The following is a 21,379-nucleotide window of genomic DNA, read 5'->3' on the forward strand; positions in this document are numbered from 1 at the left end:
TGTACGATTAAAAAGTAAACAAGAGGTTCTCTTATGACCACTAATCCTTGAAAATAATGTATATTTCGAGTACTCTTTCCAATATTTATCCATATCGAAATTACGCTCTGGATATACTTGAACAAGCTGACAGATCGTACTCCCGAGGGAAGAGATGTCATACACTTGACGATTAAACCAAATTCTTCAGAGCAATAGCTTCAATCCAATGGAAATATTGCGTCCCGGAAGGGGGGCAAGATATTTGAGTATGGAATTTTGCGGACGTGCTTCTACATTCAATAGATTATTGCCTGAAATAAAATAGACAAACTCATATCGTTTCATATTTACCTTATAAACTAATTGTCCTGTTAACAAAGAATAAGCTGGCATCGGCGGCTCAATATTGATGTTTTTACCCAAATAACGTTGTTTCAGATACTGTTCAAAATTGGCGTTCCCAAAAAACTTTTTATATTGAAGTGCAGCCGACATTCCATACCTGCTGGTTGGTAAGTTGGGCATAAAGTCGCCTTCTGCCCATTTGCGCATGTTGTCATCCGAAGTATTTATATTTTTGACGAGATCAGCGAAAACATTTAACGCCACATGACAATCTTTGGCCCATGCATCGGTATAGCCTCCTTCTAGCTCCCAGCCCTGAATTTCGGTATCTGAAGCACGCCATTCCTTGACCAAAAATCCTCCAGAACGAGAAATGCCTGTATGGGCCAAATACAGGTAATCTTTAAAAAAACTGCGGTAATGTGTCGCCGACCATTTGAATCCACCATATTTTAGCCCTGCAGATAACTCATAAGAATTTGAGCTTTCCTTGTTCAGTCGATCATCTCCATTTTCTTCTACCAGGATGGCAAAATGATCATTTCCGGCATAAAGTTCATTGACCCCTGGTGCGCGTTCTGCGTGTGAAAATGTAGCTTGTCCATAGGCCATGTCAAAAATTGAATACTTGATATCTCCCGAAAAATGGTTTAAGCTAAAATCTCTGGCTGAAAGATCACCTCCGGCCATCCCCCTGCTGCGCTGATAAGTGGGATCGCTCAATGTACGCCGCGCAACCCAGTCATGCCGATAGCCTAAATGAGCGGTAATTGGATTAAGTTCTATTGTCTGCAAGGTAAAGATACCTCCTTCCCGACTCAGATTATTGGGGATATAACGCCGATCGCCTTCTCCCCTTAAGGCCACAAATGAAAAATCAACCCCACTCGTCCCAGACCAAAAAGGGTTAAACTGCTGCGTTATCTCCGATCGAAGCGCATGACGCTCACTATCGAACTTATTGACACGGTACCTACCCAGGAGCTCCCGGTCGTCTGATACCTCACCGCGGTAATTAAATTTAACCGCCGAGATCAACTGTGTTTTTGGCTTAAAAGCAGATTCTACCTGCCAGGCATATGAATAGCTGCGCGTATTGATCGGTTCATATATCGGGGTCCAAACTGTCGTGTGACTATGGACAGGCTTATTGCGCTGCGCAAAACCGGGAATACCATAATAGCTTTCAAGCGCGTAAAGCCCCAGACCTAGTTGAAAGTTGTCTCTGATATAGCTGGCACCTGCATTGACAGCATTTCTCTCGGCATGGCTATTGGGCATCACGCCAGGCTTGACCGGTGCGTAATCTGTAATCCCATGAACGACTTCAGTGTAAAGTGGCGTGTTGGGATCCTGCCCAGCGACATATTTGTCATTTTGAGGGTTTAGGACCTTTGATCCATTGATAAATGAATAATTTTCAAAGGTATACAGATCGGCCTCCGATAAGTCCCACTTTGGATCGCCCATATGCTCGATCACGAACTGGCTCAAATAGGGATATAGCGTCAGATTTCGAATCGTCTTCCGATCGACATTTACCTGTGCCATTGCGGCGGTCAAATGATCGATCTTTGGATCATAAGCAATGGCTGCTTTTGTATTGCTCGGGATCTTGAGATTTCCGTGCCTGAGCCTCATTGCGCCAATATGTCCCACCCAGTACTTTCCGATGTTTGCATTGAAAGCCATCGATTGGCTGTTGCCATTATTCGTTCCTAACTCCGCACTGGCCTGACCTGTAATCTGCTTGGGCAGCCGATTCATGGGAATGGTGTTGTCTTTCACATTGACCGCTCCACCAATGGCCTTTCCTCCGAATAATACAGTCGCAGCACCCTTGTACAATTCTATTTCGCGTAGGTTGTCCATATCGAAATTGGGGTTTATGTTTGGACTGATTCCCGACAAATCATTGATCGAAAGCCCGTTGGATAGCACACTTACCCTGCTACCACTTAGACTCCGTATCATCGGCATACCAGAATTGGGGCCAAAAGAAGCATTTTGTATCCCAGGGATATGGCTCAATGTTTCACCAAGCGTTTGTGCCTGTATACGATCGAGCTGCTTTCGATCCAGCCTCGTCTTTTGCCCATGGGCCGGTACAAGGCCAGTGGTCTCCGCGGTGGGAAGCGTATAGCTTCGCAATGTATCCATTGCTGGTTTACGCTGTGATCGCACTGTTTGTGCGATAGATAATAGCATTAGAGATGCTAAAAAAACTTCTTTCTGATACCGTAACATCGTGTAGCCTATTCCTTTTTGAGCTGCAAAATTAAAAAAGAAAATTACAAATGCAATATAGTTGCATTAATAATTTACAATCATTACCTTCGTCAAAAATTTACAGCACATGAAATACATCAACACAAAAATCGCCGTTGCGGGGGCACTGATTCTGATGCTCGGAGCTGCATCATCCTGTAAAAAGGAAACAGCGCCTACGCCCACTGAGATCTCGCTTTCGTTACCATCGCAGGTCAGCCTTCGCTACGGCGAAACACAGGAAATTAATCTGCCGAAAGACCTATCTACAAACGCAGGACTTACGTTCAGCTTTGACTTTTCCCAGATTGCAGACATCAATTTGGGCAACGGGATTAAACTCAGTGATAAATTGAACCAGGCCATCAAATTTGACAGCGAAAAACAAAGCATACTGATTAACAGCTCCCTACTCTATCCAAACGGAGCTCAATCGAGCAGCGCACGGATTCCCGATAATTATAAAGTCACTGTCATAGCCAAAGAATCTCAGGACAAAGTTGTCGGGAAAGAAAGTTTTTCGCTCAAGATAACGGCTGGATCTATTGCCATCAAAGGTTTAAAAAATGGCAACGAGTTGCCTTATTCATATGTACTGTATAGCGACCAATCTACTGATTTTGAAATCGATCCGCTCGGCCTGCCAACTGCTGGCGCGAGCTTTCAGTTGGTTAAAAAGGATGGACAAGAAAACATTGCTTCAATAACAGGTACGCATATCAAATTAGCAAAGGATGCGGGAGATCCGGAAAAAAAAGCTGAAAAGTCTTTCGAGTTCACTCCCGAGCTGATAAAAGATGGTTTTCCTGTCGCAACCACGACTTTCAGGGTCATTCTGATTCCACAAATTAAGTTCTTCTTTGGTGATTACTATCCCGATCTAAACCTAACAATCGACCTTAGTCTGCTACACATCGGTCTTTCAAATGGTTATGTATCTAAAGCTCCAGTACTGTATCCTGCAGCATATAAATCTACATTCGAACTGGTTTCAATACAAAAAGATGGACTCGCATTTACAGATAGCGAAAAGCTGTTTAGTGTAAATGCAGAAACAGGCGTTGTTTCCGTGAAAAAGAGCGACAGTTTAAAAGCTGGCAGCTACAAGATTACCATAAAGGCCGTGACAACGACGGGGCTAGAATTTACGGCGAGCCTCACTTTAGCCATGTCTGAAGGATAATCGTACTATCCTGGTTTCATCCACAAGCAATACTACTGATAAAAGCGCACTGCAGGAGTGCGCTTTTATCATTCATGCCATCAAGTATCACTTTCGATCCCTATTGTTCCAAAATCAACCCTTTTTCACACCGGAATTTTTGATTGACACAACAAACATAAATCACTTTAAATCAACAACAAATACACAAAACATATTAGACCGACAGCTGACCGAAAGGCATCGGAAAACTGACCGATTACAGACCTGATTTGATTTCACCTGAAGTTTTTTTTGACCACAAAATTGCCTACATTTGACTGCTAAATAATAGCAAATACAGCAGCAATTAACTCGGGATTTTTTAGCATTCCATTAGCTGGATCGATAAAAAGACCCGGTTAAACTTCATTGATTATGGATCATAACATCAGCCTTGAAAACGATATTTTTCGACATATTCCGCTAGAGCAGCACATAGCGATTCAACAATACTTCAAATACAAAACCTACAGAAAAGCCGCTTTTATTATTCAACCGAATGATCTGGTAAAAAATCTGTATTGGATACAATCCGGATTGGTCAAACTTTCCTACGAAGATGAAAATTGCAGGGAGCATATCTTATCATTTGCCTTCGAAGATTGGTGGGAAACGGATTTTTCGGCATTTTATCATCAAACCCGGTCAAAACTTTATTTACAATGCTTAGAGCCTACAGCCTTATATGCTTTATCTTATGCGGATTACCAGCGTATCGTTCAGCAGTATAGTCTGTCGAACTACTTTTTACAAAAATCAATCAATGGGCACATCGCCAATCAGCATAGAATCCTGTCCTTGTTGACAGACAGCCCAAAATCCCGTTATGAACTTTTTATAAGCTCTTATCCTGCTTTGGTACAGCGCATCTCCAAAACGGTTCTTGCGCAGTATTTGGGTGTTTCAAGAGAAACGCTCAGCCGAATTTACAAATAGTGATTTCAGTCACAGGTTTATTTCTAGGTATCTCTCGAACTTTGTAGACATTAAAAAAACAATGACTATGCAAAAGAGAACAATCAATCCCTGGAAGTGGCAAGAGCAACGAAATTATGTGCAAGCGGTAGAGGTAAAAGATGTAAGTGGAACATTATATGTTTCAGGACAAACCGCAATTGACGAAAACGGCATCTCAAGTGACGCTGATATGCGTACGCAGCTATCGCTCGCCATCGCCAATGTGGAGCGTGTCATTTTAGAAGCAGGATATGAAATTCGCCATATCGTACGCTTGAACATCTACACGACATCTTCTGCTGAATTATTTCAAAATTTTGATCTATTTCAAGCATGGGCTCAAAAGAACCAGCTACAGCAAGCCTCCACTGTGATGGAAGTAAAACACCTTTTCGAAACACTTTTGGTTGAGCTAGAGGTTACTGCGGTCAAATAAAATCATTCACTCGACGCCCACAATTGGCTATTTGTTACGAGCAAGTACCTGCCTTCGATCGTATTTTCATCGGGACCTGATGGGATTATCCCGATGAAATCCCGATGCCAAGCCGATGAGATCTACTGGAAACGCAGGAGATGATCAGCAGAATGACCGAAGCAGTTCGGGATTTGACTAAAAAACGTCTCCCCGTTAAGGGAGACGTCTTCAATAAGCTGGCTAAGGTTTCCTATGACCTGCCTTTTTATTCATACGCCCTAAGAGCCTGCTCGTCACAAAGCTAACAACCGTGCCCAGCGCAGCTGTCAACACCGTTTGCAGCAAATCGCCCAGGGAGATACTGGCCCAGATGGAACAGATCGTTCCCCCAAGGGCAGAGATGCGGATATCATTGATTTTCATCAGCATCACTCCTTTCCTTGGGCAACATGGGTAGGTCGGAATTATTTACAGCTGGCTGCTTTTCCTCTTCCATAACTGTTTCCAATATACCCAGTCCCACAGCGATATATTTCAAGATGTTACCCGCCTTTCCGGGCCATTTAACGGGAGCCGCAAGAACCACCTGCAGCACCTTTCCTATTTTGTTTAAGATTTTTTTCATTTATCGAATATTCAAATACACTTCATCCCCCATATCCCACAGGCTATACACTAGCGCTTTAAGTTTTGCTAAAGCTTTACCGCTGTAATCCCCTCGACCTTCACCCGTTAAGGTGGTGACCGGAGCAATGCAGCCCTGCAATTCTCGGAGCGCATCGTTGGCCGCATGGATCAGAATTGCTTCACGGCCGAGCACCATCGGAATACCGATCTGCTCACCATGCTTGGGGTAACGCCGCTTTTCGAGTTTATACTGCCCAATAGGAATACAGCTGATCCGCGGAATATTATTTCTGTCGGGTAGCTCGATGGTATGGCAGATTTCTTCCCCCTGATACGTAATGGTACCATTGGTTCCCTGTGCTCCATATTTACGTTGGAGCAGCAGGGTGTGTTGAACAGCCATATTAGCTAATGGATAGTTTGCCCAGATAGAAACTCGGAGAGGTCTTGACACCATCCTCATGACCGGTAAATACCCAGCCTTCCAGCGTGTCACCCGAGTAGCTGGCAGGTAGCTTGAAACTCAGGCTTGCTTCTTCACGAGTCGCCGATTCCAGGATACTGAAGAAATTCTTGTTGCTGTTGTACATCAACAGAATAACCGAATCACCAGCGAAAGCGTTAAACTTATTGAGCTCCGCCTCCCATGTCAACGTGATCTCCTGCGGAAAAGCTTCTGACCATTCGGCACCCATCAGATTTGCCAATGAGCCCTTGGAAATAAGCACCTTCCCATAATCTATTTCCCATGCTGGGTAAGTGCCTTTGATGCCCCCATAGTTCATGAGATATTGCAGCGCCTTGTTGTATCCTGTAGCTTTGCCCTGCAATTTGTCCGAATAGCCCAGGTTGAGTAAATCCTTGATCGGAGAAAGAAAAGCTACCGCCGTTGCGAATTTTGTCCGTTGTGCGACCTGTCCTTCACTCGCTTTTTTGTTTGTAATCTTGGAGAGCGAGCGGACATAATCCACACCTCGCCAACTGCTTCCTATTACACTTCCCACTTTCCCAGAGTAGGCCCCGTGTATACCTTTTAAGAATCTTGCCATGTTTATACATGTTTGATTAATAAATAATTACGACTATCATGAGCAGTCTTTGTTTTGCTAGCGAGAGCTAAATTAAGGCGACTTTTTTCTGTAGGCGAACAAGTACAGGGAATGATATTATACGGCTGGCAGTGCTGTCATTGCCTGTCAGCTTTAACAAATAGGCAGATGCTCGGCTGTCCTTTGGGTCGTTATGGGATTATATTCGGGACGTATTCGGCACAGATTGCAGACAGCTTCGACACAGCCTCGGCTGCTGTTCGGGTATTGTTCGGCTGCTGCTCGGCTGGGAGTCGAAGCCCAGTCGAAGAGTTGCCGAAGCTCACCCGAAGGAGCGTCGAACATGTCCCCTAGCTGTGTCGGAGCAGAGCCGAAGGACAGCCACAAAGTTCCCGAACCTCTGCCGAACCATACCGACGTGAAGGAACTGAGTTCGCTGGCTCCCTGAAATTAAAAAGGAGCCGAAAAGGCCCCTCTTTGACAACTCGCTATATCCGCCCCTTCCGCCTGCTTTCTTCCAGTTGCTGGTGTAAATCCGACAGGTAATAATAGTGCCGCTTGCCCAGCTTCCTCGGCCTGAGCTTTCCTTCACGGACCAGCCGGTAATACTTCGATTCTGAAATACCCAATTTATCGAGTACATGAGCGATATCGAGCATATGATCCAGTTCGTCGGCTGTATCCAATGCTTCAGCCGGAATCTTATTCATTTCTTCCGTTATATGCTTCAATATCGCTTGCAGTAAGGAGATTATGACCTCCAAAAGGTCACATATGCGATTCATTAAATTTAACATAACCATGCAATTAGACATGCTGGTCGCCGAAACAAGCCCCTTTGCACAATGGGCATTGTGCAGGGGCTCCATCACCACAGCGTTAAACAATACATCCATTTTAAGCCAGATTAAATTCCTCTTCCAATTTGTTTTCATCTAGCGTATCTATTATTCCCCAAAAATTATTGATGTTGTTGCGTAGCTCACGCGAGGGCGTAACCAGAATTTTGAGTTTTTCCTCCGGCAACAATCTATGTAGTTTCTGTTTTATTTCAGCGTTAAGCTCCAACATGGTGGGCCGATTTACGGGCACGCGAAAAAAGAGCATATTAACATACACTTTTGCCCGTATTTTGACCAACCAGGGATTTTCACGCAGCACTTTGGTCGTTACGTCTATCCGACAAAACTTGCCATCATGCAGATAGACATCTGCCGTACGTTGTTCTTTATAGATGATCACCGCGTTTAGGCATTTTATCGTTTTACCGCCTATCGGTTCTTCACCCCTCCATTTGCGCAAGAGATATACCATCAGTGCCAGCCTATCCCGATTGCGTTGCCATAGGCTGAGCAGCACAGCCTGTGATTCTGCTTTTGTCAAAGACGAGAGATCCATCGTTGCTGTCTGGGCGTTATTCCAGGAGAGTTGCCGTGTGCTCTTTTCCAGCAGGTCAGTCGTATTGTCACGGACAGCTAGATTTTCGAGCATTCCGGATCCGATGTTTAACAGAAGTGGTGATGGACGTCTATGGAGCCGAGTTTTAGACTCCGGTAGATGAACCGTCAGCAGGCCAAGGGATTGCCAATCCAGCAATACCCATATCGGAAAACGGTAGACAAAAAGAATATATGCGATCACTATCGGAAAGAAAAACAAAAAATCGGTTGTCAGATACCATCTCGAAAGCACGATTAATCCCGGCCTATCCGGTAGCAATACTTCGAGTACAACTCCATGAAGAGCCAGTACAACGCAAATTGAGCACAGCAGATAAATCATAAAATTAAGCTTACCGTTCCTACCAAACCGTTTCCGAAGGACCAGAACTGTATGCATATAGCTGATCAGCAAGGCGTAGACCAGCAGCAGCAAAACCGTACCTATCCATACAGCCATAAAGCGTTTGTTATGGACACGTTCAACCACTTTACTACCAGCAGAACCCAGATTTATGATCAAAGCAATGATAAAGCAAAAGAAAATGTAAAGCGGATAATAGAATATTCGGATCCATCGGACGCTCACAATTTTTAATAAATACGAAAACAACCTTTTATTTTTATTTAATTTACCCGCTGGCATAATGGTTACAAATTGATTAGGCGATTGGCTTAAAAAAATACTTATCTCAAATTTACAAAATTTCTTTTAAATAACACTTATTTTCCCCCTGAAACATTCCGTCAAAATTTACGGAAAGCTGTCATATCTGTTCCAAACACTTGCTTTCCGTGGTTTTAGCCGATTTATTTGTGGTTTTACGAAATAGCAAAATATGAAAAGAACATTTGACCAAGCGGGTGTTAACGACCTGCAACAGTTTGTATTGGCCACACTCCATGCCGATCGTCTTGCGATGATCAACTTTGTTACGAGTGACTTCGTCGGCTTTATGCTGGCCTATTTTGATCTCCGCCTCAGCCAGGTCCAATATCTGAACAATATGTCTACGGCACTCAAAACCGAGCTTAGCATTGGGATTGCCGACAGCTGGAACAACGGACTGGCCGTTGACTTCCAAAAGAACAGCAGTTCGGTCGATGAAGATGAAGACACACCAAAGGATATTATCCTTTCACGATACAATTCATCCAGTGAACTACCTGTTGCAAACAGTTTGTTGCCGACAGGTTATTTTTCTATCCGCATTGTTTACCGGAATGCGACAGGAAGCTGATCCACGTTTCTCCGAAACAAACGTGGAGTATTCCCCAAAATCAACAGCCACATGCAAACCGCATCATTCAAGTTGGTAGAAGCAGAAATGGATTTTGTGAGTAAGAGTACGCTCACAAAATCCTTTCATCAACGGTTACCCGGTAGCCGAACCCGACTGCTTTGCAATCAACAAATTAGCATCTTTGAGGAGTATCTGGAGACAGGAAATATGGCGAGCTATTGCTACCAACTGGAGGTGAGCAGCCCAATAACTATCCGCTTTGAAATATGCAGCCCACAAACCCATCTGCTCTACCATGTCGCCGGACGTGCGTCGATCCATTACAGCCAGCCGCAGGTTAATGCCGAATTTATTTTCCGCCCCCAACATGGCGCATTTTTTTATGCCCCTGAGACGACTATTGCGCTAAAATTTGAACCCGGAAAATATCATATTCAAGGATTTACTCTCCCACTAGACCTACTGCAAATCGGTGGTGTGCCTGGCTTTGAGTATCTAGCCAGCCTGATTGCTGCACACAAAGGCAAACTCGCACAGTACCGTGTCAGTCTTGACTTTGCAGCTATGGAGCAAACACGACGGATATTCTCCGAACTTACGGAAGAGCTCAATAAAAAGCCCCTGATCCCTAAAAGCATTATCCTCCATACGATTCAGGATCTGCTCCTTTTGAGCAAAAATAAGCTATTGAAAGCCGCAGGGTTGCTGAGCCACCAAGATCTTTTGGTCGAACAGGCAAGGGAACTGATCAGTAAGCGCATTGCAGAAACCGAGGAAATGACATGGATAAAAGATATCGCTGACAGCCTGCATATACAAGAAGATCAGCTCAATAGATACCATATGCAGCGCTATGGAGAAACCCTACTGCAACACCGTAATCGAGAATTGCTAAAAAAGGCAAAACACTTACTTTGTCAGGATTTACGCGTACACCTTGTGTCAGACTTATGTGGCTTTGGCCAAATTTCAAGTTTCAGCCGGTTTTTCAAAAGTGAGAGCGGACTGTCTCCAAAAAAGTTCCAATATCAAATGCGCCTTCCAAAAGACAGCAGTTAGCAAGTAGATTCGCGGGTTTTGTCAAATGCTGATACGGTTTGTGTCAAATTATGCGCCCCAGCTGTATCTAGCTTTGAATCAGTGAACCAAATACCCCTAGGACTGGGTGAATTTATAAACAGAAAAGTATGATCAAGCAAGAGCATATACAACGTACAGAACGATTCAGGATGCATTCTTTAAACGAGCAACCATTTGCCGCGGATTTGAGAACCCCGCATCGGCAATGGCCTTCACAACTGGTGCAGGGAACGTATACTGGTTTGGCCAAGATAAAGCTTTTGCGTCAAGCAACCTGCTGCTGTGCCGGCCCTGTACGTGACCGGCATGGACGCCGGTTTACGACATTCCCGTGTGTCGGTACGGTATAGCAATTACTCAAAAAGGACTGGCCCAGTACGGTGTTTCGGTCAGCCCGGCAGAATCTGTGAAACCGGATACATCTTGGGTGTATCTGATTAATGAACACGATTTGACTAATTAAAATTTTGCAAAATGGCACTATTTCAATTAAATGATCCAAGTAACCCTGGTAATCCAGACAGTTATTCAGCAGGATCACCTGGTTGTTCGGGCAATAATCAAATCTGTACTATCGACGCTCCTAATGTTGGGGGAAAACCAGATATTACAGAAGATTTGAGAAACGAAATGCTCGAAGCTTTAAATACCAGGACGAATACATCGCATGTGACATTAAAGTCGTAAACATGCTATTTTAATAATAGGGTGCATAACAACATGCACCCTAATTTGTTTAATCTACCAATACAAAAACCTCTGTTGCTCTCTTTTCCTTCACGAGATCATAACCTGCGTCACGCAGTAACGATCTTAATTCATCAAAAGACTTATGTGATCTTGCAGGAATTTTGTTCTCCAATGTACTTTCGTCCATAATGACAGGATATACCCTATTGAGCTCTGCCATAAATACAAAATCTCTTTTGGACTGGCCGACCTCATGCATATTTTTACTTTTGCCCTTGCCATCAATAATAACCCAACAATCAATCATTCTTTTTTCAATCGATGTCTTTACATGTAACCTATTGTCGAGATCCTGAATAATACTCCGCATCCGTTTATCTTTTGAGTTTCTCTCTGTAAATTCAAATTCGTACGAGATCGCATTTTTTAATAACCAATCTTCTTCGTAGCCATCCCGATCGGAGGCATAACTATATTTTTCCGGATGGGCCGACTCTATTATGATCCGATCAGCTTTCATATATGGCAATCGCGTAATTTTTCCATAAGCATGCATATAGGCCGAAATTATCGGCACATTGATCATATACTCCCGTATAATGCTCGAATCAGACGAAATATCCGTACCAAACTTGGTATCGGCATCTGGAATATAGCCAGTCAGAGCAGCATAAGATCTGAGAGGATAATGCATATCCTTCAGTGATTTAGAATAGTCAAAAGTTTTAAAATCATTTTTCTGAGGAACATCAAGTCTACCCTCCTTGAGCATGGTGTTTACCATCTTTTCATCCAAGTATTCAACATGAGTAATTCCTTTCACTAGACCATCGAGAATCCATACAACATGAGAAACGGTCTGATGCGGAAAAAGCGTCTTTAGATTCTTATCTTCAACGATAAAGTTCAAATCTGTGGCAGCTATGATATCATTTAACTTTCTCATTTTAGCCATCCGGCCGCGATCTTCATAGGTCACAGGATAAATCTGAATATCTTTTCCAAATTTTTTGGCAACCTTAGACAGCCTAGGCAGCGCGGCAATACAACTTGAACAAGACGAATTCATAAAGTCAAGAATGACGAGGCGCGCAGCCTGTTGTGAAAACTTTCCTAACGGAACACCATTTTCAAGAGTCCCCATATCCACATTGGGCATTTTCATTCCAGTAGTCAATGTATCTGTCTGAGAGGTGCTACAATAAGCAGTATGTATTGTATGCAATAACAAAGCTATAACACACATATTTTTAATCAATTTTTTCATTTTATCGTTCAGTTTGAGTAAGCATAGAATTGTTGAGTACAGCAAATGGTATCAAAAAAGTATATTGAGGAGCATTCGGCCGTAATTCTGCCAGTTTTTCTGTCCACGATCTTTTTAAAGTCACAGCCGTTTCGGCCTTTAGGTTCAATCTTTTTAGATCTGGCCAGCGCCGCTGGCGCATAATCAGTTCTTTTCTCCTTTCCTGTAAGATAAAATCCAATAGTGTAACCGGATCATTATCTGTACGATCTGTATACGTACCAGATTTCCAACGCGACCTTAACAGATCGTTGATATCCTTTCGTGCCAAAGCAATCTTGCCTAGCCGAGCATTTGATTCAGCCCTGATCAGATACATCTCGTCTACAGCCAAGCCACTGAAAGGAGCCTGATTCAAAACACCGTCATAATTTCCTTTGAAAGAATAGGTACCGTCGTTATTATTAATAAAAAACACTGTCCTGCGCAGATCGTTAGCCTGATAGACTTCCATTAGTTCTGCCGACACTTTCCAACGTGTGCGGGTATAAGTCGCACTCCCGCTTGAAATAGCCTGAAATAACACCTCCGTATTAAATCTCGAAATCGGCGTATTACTCGACTGGTTCAGCACGTTAAAGTCCAATAAAGAAGCATTTCGTTGCAGACATTTATCTGCATAATAGGCAGCCTGCTCATAATCTTGGAGATAAAGATATACTCTTGCCAATAAAGCCAAACTGGCTGTGTATGAAGGCCTGGAGGCCTTATCATTGTTATCTTTCAGTAGCTCGATAGCCGACCGTAAATCGGCTAGCAACTGCTCATAGAATTCCCCAATGGTCACTCTCGGACTATGCTCCTCAATATTCGGCGTTTTACGGTAAGGAATAGCTATTTTTGCAGCATTGCTTTTATCCGCTCTGGGCACATCCACAAATAGTTCACCCAAGGCTAGATGCGCATAAGCCCTAAAAAATAAGGCTTTACCTTTTAGTTGTTCCGAGCGATCATTGCTGGGCAATTTATCAATCATTGCAAGTACTTGATTAGCATTATAGACCACCCGATAAGAGGCAGACCATTGCGTAGCAGGTGGGGCTGCCTGTATATTCCATACAAACAGGTCCCTATCCTCGTCAATCGTGATCGCAGACCAGTCTGCATAGCTCATCTGAAAATTGTCGCTACACAATTCACCGATATAGGGATAACCTTGATTTAACATGCTATAATTATCCATCAAGGCCTCTCCATCTTCAATAGATTCTGGAATAGCCATTTTAAGATCAGCTTTTTTGTCTAAAAATTTATCACAGCCAACTAAGGCAAACAGTAGGGCTGTGATAAAGAAAATAGGATATCTTTTCATTCTCAATTCGTGTTAGATAACAATTCGATTTATAAGTTCAGTGTTGCGCCCAGCGTGTACGTACGTGGGATTGGTATGGAGCGGTAATAATCGGAATCCACATTATACCCCGTCTTCTTCCAGATGATCAAGTTCATATTATCCATATTAAAAAATACCTGACCACGGATTTTCCCTTTGCCCAGTCCATTAAAATTATAATTCACATTAATGTCCTTTATGCGGATGGCATCTCCCCGCTCAACAACCGCGTCCGAGAACGTATAAAAATTGTCCCGTGCGTTATTTAACGGATATATAAAAGCAGGTACATTGGTATTCAGCTCGTCCCCTGGCTGACGCCAGCGATTGTCAAAATCCTCATGCATGGTCCAGTAATTCGCTAAAGCCGAATAATTTATTGTAGGTCTTCTGAATACGAACTTAAACTTGTATTGAATATTTGTACTCAAAGACCAAGGGCCGTAGTTAAAGGTGTTACGTACAAAACCCGAATATAGCGGAATCGTTGATCCCATAAATTTAAGCGTCTCCACAGGTGAAGAAGCAAATTTTGTATACTCTTTACTCTTCTCGCCATTCATCCAACCTAAGGGCTCACCAGTCTGTGGATCCAGTCCTGCAAATGGGTAGGCATACAGTCCGTATAGATCGCGGCCTTCCACCGGATTTGGTGATGTGGCAGCGTCAAGGTAAGAATCTGCCCGCGCAGGCCTATAGTTGTATTTTTTAGTAATATTCCGCTGATAATTGAATATCAGATTGGAAATCCACGAGAATTTGTTTCCTTTTATATTCAAGGTCTGTAGATTAGCTTCAATGCCGCGTCCGGCAAAATGGGCCACATTCAAGATCTGTGAATCAAATCCTGTTGTTGGATCGACCATCCCCCGGGCAACGATATCCCGCCCATCTTTCTTATAAAAATCAACAGTTCCCGAAATACGATTGCCGAGAGCAGCAAAATCAAGCCCGAGATTAAAAACACCAACCTTTTCAGACCTATAATCCGGATTGGAAGGATTGACCATATAGGCATAAGTGTACGAAGTGATACTATGTGTTCCGCTATATTCCATAATAGGATTGGCCGAGTAAGAATTATTGGCATTGCCATTATAGCCATAGGTACCCCTGATTTTCAATCGAGACAGCGCATCGAAATGATAAAAAGATTCCTTTGTTATGTCCCATGCTAAACCAGCAGACCAAAGCGGTTGCCACCTGTTGTTTGTTGACACGCCAAATAGATTAGATGCATCCCTGCGTATGCTTCCACTCAGAAAATACCGATCCAAAAAGGTATAGGTCGCATTACCAAAGAAAGACGTGAACCGTTGATTCAGCTCGTCAAATTTGACGCCATCAATGATCTGTCCTGATCCCATGATCCCATTCAGCAAAGGGAAATTGGTCAGGTAATTCACACGTGCATAACTCAATGTATTGCGATCATAACCATAGAGGTTGTGCCCGTCCATCCGATTGTTCAAATCCTTCATTTCAGCTCCAACGATGGCATTGATTTTATGTCGATCCCGATCGAATGATTGATCCCAAGCCAGATTTCCTCTTAGGTAATGTGAATTTATGATACCATTGTTTTGGTAAAAGATATCACCGATTGGCACATTTCGTGTTATAGTAGTCGGCGTCCACTGCGTAAACATATTGATGTAATGCTGTGTAAAATAAGAATCAATCCCCTGCCAGTTGGTTATTTTATTTGCTGACTTCTGAAATTGATAGGCTATATTCGCGCTGATGAAAGGTGTCAATTTCCAGTTCGCACTTAAATTGAGCGTGACATCTTCGGTACTATTTTTATTTTCGCTGCTGGCAATTTCATTGAAGATATTATAGTGGGCTGGCATAAGCCTTCCACCCGCAAGCGTATCGATGTACGATTTGCGGATCGTAACCGTCTCCAGATCAATAGCCTTTCCGTCATCGTCGACCAACCTGAGATAAGGATAAAAACTACGTCCCGCCCCAGAATACAGGGAGCCAAAAGAAAGCTGGGAATCAGTACCCATCCCTTTGATGGCATAGTTTCCATACATCAGCTGCATGCCGATCTCCAACTGTTTGACCGGGCGTATGTTTGTCACCAGCCGAGCAGTAACTCTTTCCAGACCTCCATTTTGAATGTTATTACGGTTTTTATCGTATCCCACACTGGCCTGAAAATCATAGTTAGCACCGCCCCCGGTTATATTGGTTGCATATTGCTGGTTATAGCTGTTTCTATAGATGTACTTTAAATAGTCTTTTCGCACATCCTGTTTACTCCATTCAGCTTTCTGACGATCATAGGTTACTTGATCGATCTCGCCTTTGCGTAGCTTGTCCATTAACACAACCATTGGCGTAATACTCCGATCCAAAGAAGTGATCTGCCAGTCGAAAAACTTATTTTTAAATAACAGCTCTTCCATCTCCATAAAAGATGAACTGGACATGTAAGGTTTTTTATAGATATCCGGCTTTTCACCCAACTGGCTTGCTATCTGGACTGACAATTTTAGTTTTCCATCTTTAGTTCCTCTCTTTGAAGTCAAAACGATCACTCCATTTCCTGCTCGCGTTCCCCAGATGGAGGCCGCCGCAGCATCTTTAAGGATGGTTACCGACTCAATATCGGTGGGGTTTATATTTGCGATATCACCCTCGTAAGGAAAGTTATCCAATATAACCAGTGGGTTATAGTACCCATAGTAGGTAGAAGTTGTTCGGACAGATAACTGTTGCAAGGGGGACAGTCCCTCCACCCTTTTTTCAAAACGGAGTGCGGGCGACAAGCCTTCAAGCCGATTTATAATGTTGGTACTTTTACTGATATTGAGCTGTTGTTTTCCGATTACTTCAAAACTCCCCGTTGCCCTCTCTTTCGGAATCTTTTGGTAACCCGTAGAAACTACTTCCACCTCGTCCAATTGATTCTCTATCGGTATCAATTTTACTTGCAACGATACCCCAGCAACATAAGGAAGTTCTAATCGCCTGAAACCCATGTGGGAGAATTCAACTGTGCCTTTAGGATTGGAGACGTGTAACGTAAAGGAGCCGTCATTTTTTGACGAAGCCCTACCCTTTTCACCTTGCACTTGGATGGACACCCCTTGGATGGGTTTTCCGTCACTGGATGATACGACAGTACCGCTGATGGATAACAACCCTTCCGCCCCGCTGTCCTTGCGGGGCGTCTGAGCTGATAAACTAAACATATGAAACAAACAAGCCAGCATAAATAGGGCTTGTTTGTTCTTCAATGCCTTTGAAAGACAAATAATGACATTGAAAACTAAAAAGTATAGATTCAGCAAAAACTGTATCATTCCCTTTACACTCTTTGGCATCGACACAGGGGGACATGCCGATATCATCTGCCTCAAGCTATATACTAAACAATCGAAGGGGTGCTTTTTACCCCAAGTAAATGGTATTTTTTTAAAATTATTATTTGCGGCATCTTTTATAGCTGCCAGATATGCTACCTTATCCAATAAGGCAGACATCCATTTTGACCTGTGTTTCATCTACTTATTGTTAAGGTTAGTCTGCTATTCGTCCAAAAAACTCATGGATCCGTTTGGTGATCTCCAGCTCATCCAAACTAAAACCTGTTGTTTCTGCGTCTGAAAAATCTAATTTGCTCATGTCTACATAGTCTTTATGCACATGGAAGTAAGCGATCAGTACAGCTAATAGGTCGAAGCCGAACACCTGCTTTTGGCAGAGTTCTATTAGATTTTCATTAGGCCAGCGGTCTGCTGACTTTTTAAGTAGTAAAGAAATGGTATTCTGGATGGTACGGATATCATACTTTTTCCAAAAATCAGCGATCTTATCCGTAGGATCATAGTTCTGATCGTGTACTTGATATATGGCTAGCTCTAGCGCTAGCACATTTGAATATTTTTGGTTCATTTATAGGTTCAATAAAGATGACTTAGCTATGTCCTATTCTTTTTAATTGGACGTAGCTTCCCCCATTGCAAAAAAATTGCATTCCAAAGAGGTGTCATTGCAGGGAATTTTAGATCCTTGCAGGTTTCACAAATTAAGAATTAACAAAATCCCGCAAAGCGCCGCGAGGCAGTTACAAAGCATTGGTTAGGGGGACATTATGGCGCTTCCTGTCGGGAAAGATAAAAAACCGATCTGTAAGCAATAGAAAACTATTCTTAAATTCCTTTGATTTGTTTGGAACAATAAATTTTAAATGCTAATTTTAAGTTGTTGACGCTTGAATAAAGCAACTAAATTTATTATTAACCTGATCTAAAGGGAATGTTGTAAAAACAGACAGATCGGAAAACCTTGAATAAGGGAGTACTTATTTGTATCCTATCGGCACATTACAAATTGGCGATAGCAGCCCTCTCCTATTTCGGTTTTTAATGATTTAATAAACTATTCAGGCGCGCGGATAGCGTTCTTTAGGGGAATAGTGTGTGCAAACCGATGGCTTACCTCCTGGAGGTAAACTGTGGTTTTTTGGTGGGTGCTTTTTGTTCGTTTCATAATCATTCATTTTGGTTATTAAACGATGAACTCAGAAAGCTTGAGGAAGGGCTTATTGGTTGAAAACCAATAGGGCGAACCTTAATGCTTTCTAGTTGAGGAAAACGGTCAAGTAAACCTTACCAAAAAACTACTCGAGTTTTTCGGGTTGCCCCTAGAAAGTCTGACATAAGGCACGCCCTACTGGGTTTTATCTACAAAGATATAATAATCCAGCATTAACGGGCGACCTTACGGTGACTCTCGTGGGCAAATTTGACCGTTTTTCCAAAACGAGAGGACATCGTTTAGGTAAAGTTTTATCTCTCTACCCTATTTGTCGCATCTATTAAACAAAGATAAACAATCGATTCCATTTTTTAAAACAAAAATACAATAAAATAAGAAACGATATTTTTATGGATAAATACTTTAGCAAAATATTTATATCAAATATTAAAGAGTTAAGGGTATCGCTTAAAATTACTGAGGCAGTAATGGATATCTTGCTTCAAAAATATAATTTAGTTTATAGCGGAATAGAGAGTCAACTTAATAAAACTATTTCTTTAGATCTAGCTAAGCGAATTTCTAATCTTTTTGGAAAAGACATTGAATATTTTCTCGACAAAGATTGTGTTTTAGTAACTAAAGAAACTATCCCCAAAGAGTTGCAAGAGTTTTTAAACAATCAATTACCAAATCTGACGAGTCCAAAAGATTCCTTAAAGGAAAAATTTAGCCTTGCCGCTTATGTTATTATATACCTTAAATATTATAATTGCAAAAAGTCGTTTGCCAATTCAGATATATTACCTCATTTACCATCTCCTCTAAACAAATTAACATCTATTGATTGGACAAGCGGGCTATTGAAAGGATTGGTCACTAATACAAAAAAATATAAGAAAAACCCTAATATAACTGACAAACGCTACCATGGAGAAGTGTATTACACATTAAATGGACCAATCCCTACAGAAACTATTGATAAAGCTTTAAAAAAAGTTGACTTAGCACTGTTCGAGCCTTTAATTGAAAAACAAAAGAAATAAACAACTAAAAAACGCCCTACAATTTACGGAGGTAAAGGAGATGGTGATGTTTTACTATGAGAATTCAAAGCAAATTAATTGAGAATAATGACAAAGAATGAAATTGAGGGCGCTACTTATGAATATAAGCTTTGATAAAAATTGGAATAAGGTGATCATGCCATTGAAGGGAAAAACTATCTATACATTAGATGAACAGAAAGCAAATGTCATTGTGGATGTAAATAATGATTTTTTAGAAAGGAGTAAAACCAAACCGAAAAGATTTTCATCAATCTTATTAAGTATTTAAAATAATAAAATGAATTCTGAGTGTTTCGATCTTTATTAAACAATATGAAAACTATAAGAGTGAACAATTTTTTCGAATATCTGACGTCAATTGAAAATATTGGAAAAAACAATACTAATTTAATTCTCTACAGGGGTCAAGGAGTAAATCTTCCATTAATTCCAAGTGTAGCAAGGAAAGATCCTTCTTCCGATACCACAGAGATGGAAGTTCAAATGTTAGCGGAACTTAAAAGACGTTCCAAATTGATTGCAGAGAGAAATCTATTTGATGATTGGGAGTGGTTGGTTTATGCTCAGCATTTTGGAATGAAAACAAGACTATTAGATTGGTCTTCAAATCCTTTAACTGCCCTCTGGTTTGCATGTTCAAATGAGTATCAAATAACCCTCGATGCATCTGTTTATATATTAACAGATGCTAATGAATTTATACTTGAAGAAAGATTGAAAGAGTCTCCCTTTAATCGTTCTAAAACGCGAATTTTAAAACCCGATCTAAATAATAACAGAATTGTAGCACAATCAGGATGGTTTAGTGTTCATAAATATTCTTCTAAAGCTAAAAGATTCGTCGATTTAAAAACTAACAGAGAAATAAAAGATAACTTACTTGAGGTAATAATACCCGGTAAACAAAAGAAAGATATTCTTAAAAATCTAAATACTTTTGGAATAAACCATCAATCACTTTTTCCAGATATAACAGGTTTTTGTAAAAATATAAATTGGGAATTTAATATATAAACTATATCAATGGAAGAGAAAAAAATACTTGAAATTCTTTTATCGGTTATTGACTCCAACAAATCTCTTGACGGTTGGGCCGATTTAGCAACACTAGGTGCCCCGCTAAGTAGAAAGGGACTAAACTATAAGGCGTTAGGATATTTAAAACTAAAAGATTTAATTGAAGTTTTTGAAAATGAGATAGAGTTAAAAAAAGATAAAGACTCTTTTAGGGTTCCTATATTATATGCGCGGAAAAAAGCTAACGGAAATAAGGTAGGAACTATAATTAAAAGAAAGCAGAAGGTTAAAAAAGTAACAACCTTAATGGAATGGGCGTGGATGGGCGATTTTAGTAAGGTAGTGACCGATTTGAAAAACATGGCTCTTAAGGAACGATGGTATTACAAGCAACAAAATCCATCTATTCCGTACCCAATATTATCTAAATATCTCATCTATACATTTTTTAGACTTCTAAAAGAAAAAAACAAAATTAAAACCAATCAAGATTATGCAGCTTTTAATACTGGATTAGTTAATAATTTATATGAACCAATATATGCTCTATTTGAGAAAAACAGAAATGAAGGCAGACAAGAGTGGTATTTTTGTGGGTTTTGTATTTCAGGTGTTGGTAATCTAGGAAAAAAACTCGTAAGCCAATTTAATCCACTGCCAGAAAGAGCTCATTATTTTTCAGATCCTAGTGAACTTATTTATGATTCAAATGCTCAAGAACCGCAACTGAACTGGAATCATATAATTCTTGACAACGTTAAGAGATTACCTATTGATTTCTTAGAGGAAAATAAACCTAGTAACTTTCTATTAAAAGACATTACTAATATGTCTACTATGATACTCCCTATTTGCT

General features: G+C 41.3%; 19 protein-coding genes. 9 read left to right on the forward strand and 10 right to left on the reverse strand.

From position 1 onward, the window contains the following. Positions 1-186: 186 nt before the first annotated feature. Positions 187-2,535, reverse strand: coding sequence for a TonB-dependent receptor (locus B3H30_RS17705; RefSeq protein WP_286777265.1), 2,349 nt, complete (start codon positions 2,533-2,535; stop codon positions 187-189). A gap of 148 nt (positions 2,536-2,683) precedes the next feature. Here B3H30_RS17705 and B3H30_RS17710 point away from each other — a divergent pair, with 148 nt between their 5' ends. The 3 genes from B3H30_RS17710 to B3H30_RS17720 all read left to right on the forward strand — a co-directional run bounded on the left by B3H30_RS17710 (position 2,684) and on the right by B3H30_RS17720 (position 5,192). After that, positions 2,684-3,778, forward strand: a complete 1,095-nt coding sequence (locus tag B3H30_RS17710; protein WP_286834742.1) for a hypothetical protein — start codon at positions 2,684-2,686, stop codon at positions 3,776-3,778. Between the two features lie 396 nt (positions 3,779-4,174). Next, positions 4,175-4,735: a Crp/Fnr family transcriptional regulator gene (locus B3H30_RS17715; RefSeq protein WP_145328455.1), complete on the forward strand. Its 561-nt coding sequence runs from the start codon at positions 4,175-4,177 to the stop codon at positions 4,733-4,735. A gap of 67 nt (positions 4,736-4,802) precedes the next feature. Then, the gene (locus tag B3H30_RS17720; protein ID WP_286777263.1) at positions 4,803-5,192 is read left to right on the forward strand and encodes a RidA family protein; all 390 of its coding nucleotides are present in this window, start codon (positions 4,803-4,805) and stop codon (positions 5,190-5,192) included. 391 nt (positions 5,193-5,583) lie between these two features. On the opposite strand, the gene B3H30_RS17725 is transcribed toward B3H30_RS17720, so the two are convergent. The 5 genes from B3H30_RS17725 to B3H30_RS17745 form a co-directional block, all read right to left on the reverse strand. Continuing rightward, entirely contained in the window at positions 5,584-5,799 is a 216-nt protein-coding gene (locus B3H30_RS17725) for a hypothetical protein (RefSeq protein ID WP_286777262.1), read from the reverse strand. Next, positions 5,800-6,204, reverse strand: a complete 405-nt coding sequence (locus B3H30_RS17730; protein ID WP_286777261.1) for a DUF5675 family protein — start codon at positions 6,202-6,204, stop codon at positions 5,800-5,802. A 1-nt stretch (position 6,205) separates the two neighbouring features. Then, entirely contained in the window at positions 6,206-6,850 is a 645-nt protein-coding gene (locus tag B3H30_RS17735; protein ID WP_088161345.1) for a DUF6266 family protein, read from the reverse strand. Between the two features lie 488 nt (positions 6,851-7,338). Then, the gene (locus B3H30_RS17740; protein WP_286777260.1) at positions 7,339-7,785 is read right to left on the reverse strand and encodes a helix-turn-helix transcriptional regulator; all 447 of its coding nucleotides are present in this window, start codon (positions 7,783-7,785) and stop codon (positions 7,339-7,341) included. Further along, positions 7,748-8,878: a hypothetical protein gene (locus tag B3H30_RS17745; protein ID WP_286777259.1), complete on the reverse strand. Its 1,131-nt coding sequence runs from the start codon at positions 8,876-8,878 to the stop codon at positions 7,748-7,750. Before B3H30_RS17745 ends, B3H30_RS17740 begins: the two co-directional genes overlap by 38 nt. 250 nt (positions 8,879-9,128) lie before the next feature. Between B3H30_RS17745 and B3H30_RS17750 the strand changes: the two genes are divergently transcribed. The 3 genes from B3H30_RS17750 (at position 9,129) to B3H30_RS17760 (ending at position 11,300) form a co-directional block, all read left to right on the forward strand. After that, a complete protein-coding gene (locus tag B3H30_RS17750) occupies positions 9,129-9,530 on the forward strand; it encodes a hypothetical protein (RefSeq protein ID WP_286777258.1) in 402 nt (133 codons plus the stop codon). A gap of 51 nt (positions 9,531-9,581) precedes the next feature. Beyond that, entirely contained in the window at positions 9,582-10,592 is a 1,011-nt protein-coding gene (locus B3H30_RS17755; protein ID WP_286777257.1) for a helix-turn-helix domain-containing protein, read from the forward strand. Positions 10,593-11,087: 495 nt separating this feature from the next. After that, on the forward strand, positions 11,088-11,300 hold the full coding sequence (locus B3H30_RS17760; protein ID WP_209580628.1) for a hypothetical protein: 213 nt from the start codon (positions 11,088-11,090) through the stop codon (positions 11,298-11,300). Between the two features lie 49 nt (positions 11,301-11,349). On the opposite strand, the gene B3H30_RS17765 is transcribed toward B3H30_RS17760, so the two are convergent. Genes B3H30_RS17765 through B3H30_RS17780 form a run of 4 tightly spaced genes read right to left on the reverse strand, consistent with a single transcriptional unit; the run spans position 11,350 to position 17,851 of the window. Then, positions 11,350-12,570 (reverse strand): TlpA family protein disulfide reductase, encoded by a 1,221-nt coding sequence (locus B3H30_RS17765; RefSeq protein WP_286777256.1) that lies wholly within the window; start codon positions 12,568-12,570, stop codon positions 11,350-11,352. Position 12,571: 1 nt separating this feature from the next. Next, the gene (locus tag B3H30_RS17770) at positions 12,572-13,921 is read right to left on the reverse strand and encodes a RagB/SusD family nutrient uptake outer membrane protein (RefSeq protein WP_286834743.1); all 1,350 of its coding nucleotides are present in this window, start codon (positions 13,919-13,921) and stop codon (positions 12,572-12,574) included. A gap of 29 nt (positions 13,922-13,950) precedes the next feature. Continuing rightward, positions 13,951-17,460 carry a SusC/RagA family TonB-linked outer membrane protein gene (locus B3H30_RS17775; protein WP_286834744.1) on the reverse strand — a complete coding sequence of 1,170 codons (3,510 nt, stop codon included), beginning with the start codon at positions 17,458-17,460 and terminating at the stop codon, positions 13,951-13,953. A gap of 16 nt (positions 17,461-17,476) precedes the next feature. Then, positions 17,477-17,851, reverse strand: coding sequence for a hypothetical protein (locus B3H30_RS17780; RefSeq protein ID WP_286777253.1), 375 nt, complete (start codon positions 17,849-17,851; stop codon positions 17,477-17,479). 995 nt (positions 17,852-18,846) lie between these two features. Here B3H30_RS17780 and B3H30_RS17785 point away from each other — a divergent pair. The 3 genes from B3H30_RS17785 to B3H30_RS17795 form a co-directional block, all read left to right on the forward strand. After that, on the forward strand, positions 18,847-19,482 hold the full coding sequence (locus B3H30_RS17785) for a hypothetical protein (RefSeq protein WP_286834745.1): 636 nt from the start codon (positions 18,847-18,849) through the stop codon (positions 19,480-19,482). 336 nt (positions 19,483-19,818) lie between these two features. Next, the gene (locus B3H30_RS17790; RefSeq protein ID WP_286834746.1) at positions 19,819-20,520 is read left to right on the forward strand and encodes an FRG domain-containing protein; all 702 of its coding nucleotides are present in this window, start codon (positions 19,819-19,821) and stop codon (positions 20,518-20,520) included. Positions 20,521-20,529: 9 nt separating this feature from the next. Further along, on the forward strand, positions 20,530-21,379 hold an 850-nt coding region (locus tag B3H30_RS17795; RefSeq protein ID WP_286834747.1), incomplete at its 3' end, for a DUF3825 domain-containing protein.

Source organism: Sphingobacterium sp. UBA7038 (genome assembly GCF_002494055.1).
Lineage (GTDB): Bacteria > Bacteroidota > Bacteroidia > Sphingobacteriales > Sphingobacteriaceae > Sphingobacterium > Sphingobacterium multivorum.

Bases quoted from the DNA above. Each gene is read 5' to 3' on its own strand.
- B3H30_RS17785 (WP_286834745.1), top strand. From the start codon at position 18,847: ATGGATAAATACTTTAGCAAAATATTTATATCAAATATTAAAGAGTTA.
- B3H30_RS17730 (WP_286777261.1), bottom strand. From the start codon at position 6,204: ATGGCTGTTCAACACACCCTGCTGCTCCAACGTAAATATGGAGCACAG.
- B3H30_RS17790 (WP_286834746.1), top strand. From the start codon at position 19,819: ATGAAAACTATAAGAGTGAACAATTTTTTCGAATATCTGACGTCAATT.
- B3H30_RS17710 (WP_286834742.1), top strand. From the start codon at position 2,684: ATGAAATACATCAACACAAAAATCGCCGTTGCGGGGGCACTGATTCTG.
- B3H30_RS17705 (WP_286777265.1), bottom strand. From the start codon at position 2,535: ATGCTATTATCTATCGCACAAACAGTGCGATCACAGCGTAAACCAGCA.
- B3H30_RS17715 (WP_145328455.1), top strand. From the start codon at position 4,175: ATGGATCATAACATCAGCCTTGAAAACGATATTTTTCGACATATTCCG.
- B3H30_RS17740 (WP_286777260.1), bottom strand. From the start codon at position 7,785: ATGAAAACAAATTGGAAGAGGAATTTAATCTGGCTTAAAATGGATGTA.
- B3H30_RS17735 (WP_088161345.1), bottom strand. From the start codon at position 6,850: ATGGCAAGATTCTTAAAAGGTATACACGGGGCCTACTCTGGGAAAGTG.
- B3H30_RS17725 (WP_286777262.1), bottom strand. From the start codon at position 5,799: ATGAAAAAAATCTTAAACAAAATAGGAAAGGTGCTGCAGGTGGTTCTT.
- B3H30_RS17765 (WP_286777256.1), bottom strand. From the start codon at position 12,570: ATGAAAAAATTGATTAAAAATATGTGTGTTATAGCTTTGTTATTGCAT.
- B3H30_RS17755 (WP_286777257.1), top strand. From the start codon at position 9,582: ATGCAAACCGCATCATTCAAGTTGGTAGAAGCAGAAATGGATTTTGTG.
- B3H30_RS17770 (WP_286834743.1), bottom strand. From the start codon at position 13,921: ATGAAAAGATATCCTATTTTCTTTATCACAGCCCTACTGTTTGCCTTA.
- B3H30_RS17750 (WP_286777258.1), top strand. From the start codon at position 9,129: ATGAAAAGAACATTTGACCAAGCGGGTGTTAACGACCTGCAACAGTTT.
- B3H30_RS17780 (WP_286777253.1), bottom strand. From the start codon at position 17,851: ATGAACCAAAAATATTCAAATGTGCTAGCGCTAGAGCTAGCCATATAT.
- B3H30_RS17775 (WP_286834744.1), bottom strand. From the start codon at position 17,460: ATGAAACACAGGTCAAAATGGATGTCTGCCTTATTGGATAAGGTAGCA.
- B3H30_RS17720 (WP_286777263.1), top strand. From the start codon at position 4,803: ATGCAAAAGAGAACAATCAATCCCTGGAAGTGGCAAGAGCAACGAAAT.
- B3H30_RS17760 (WP_209580628.1), top strand. From the start codon at position 11,088: ATGGCACTATTTCAATTAAATGATCCAAGTAACCCTGGTAATCCAGAC.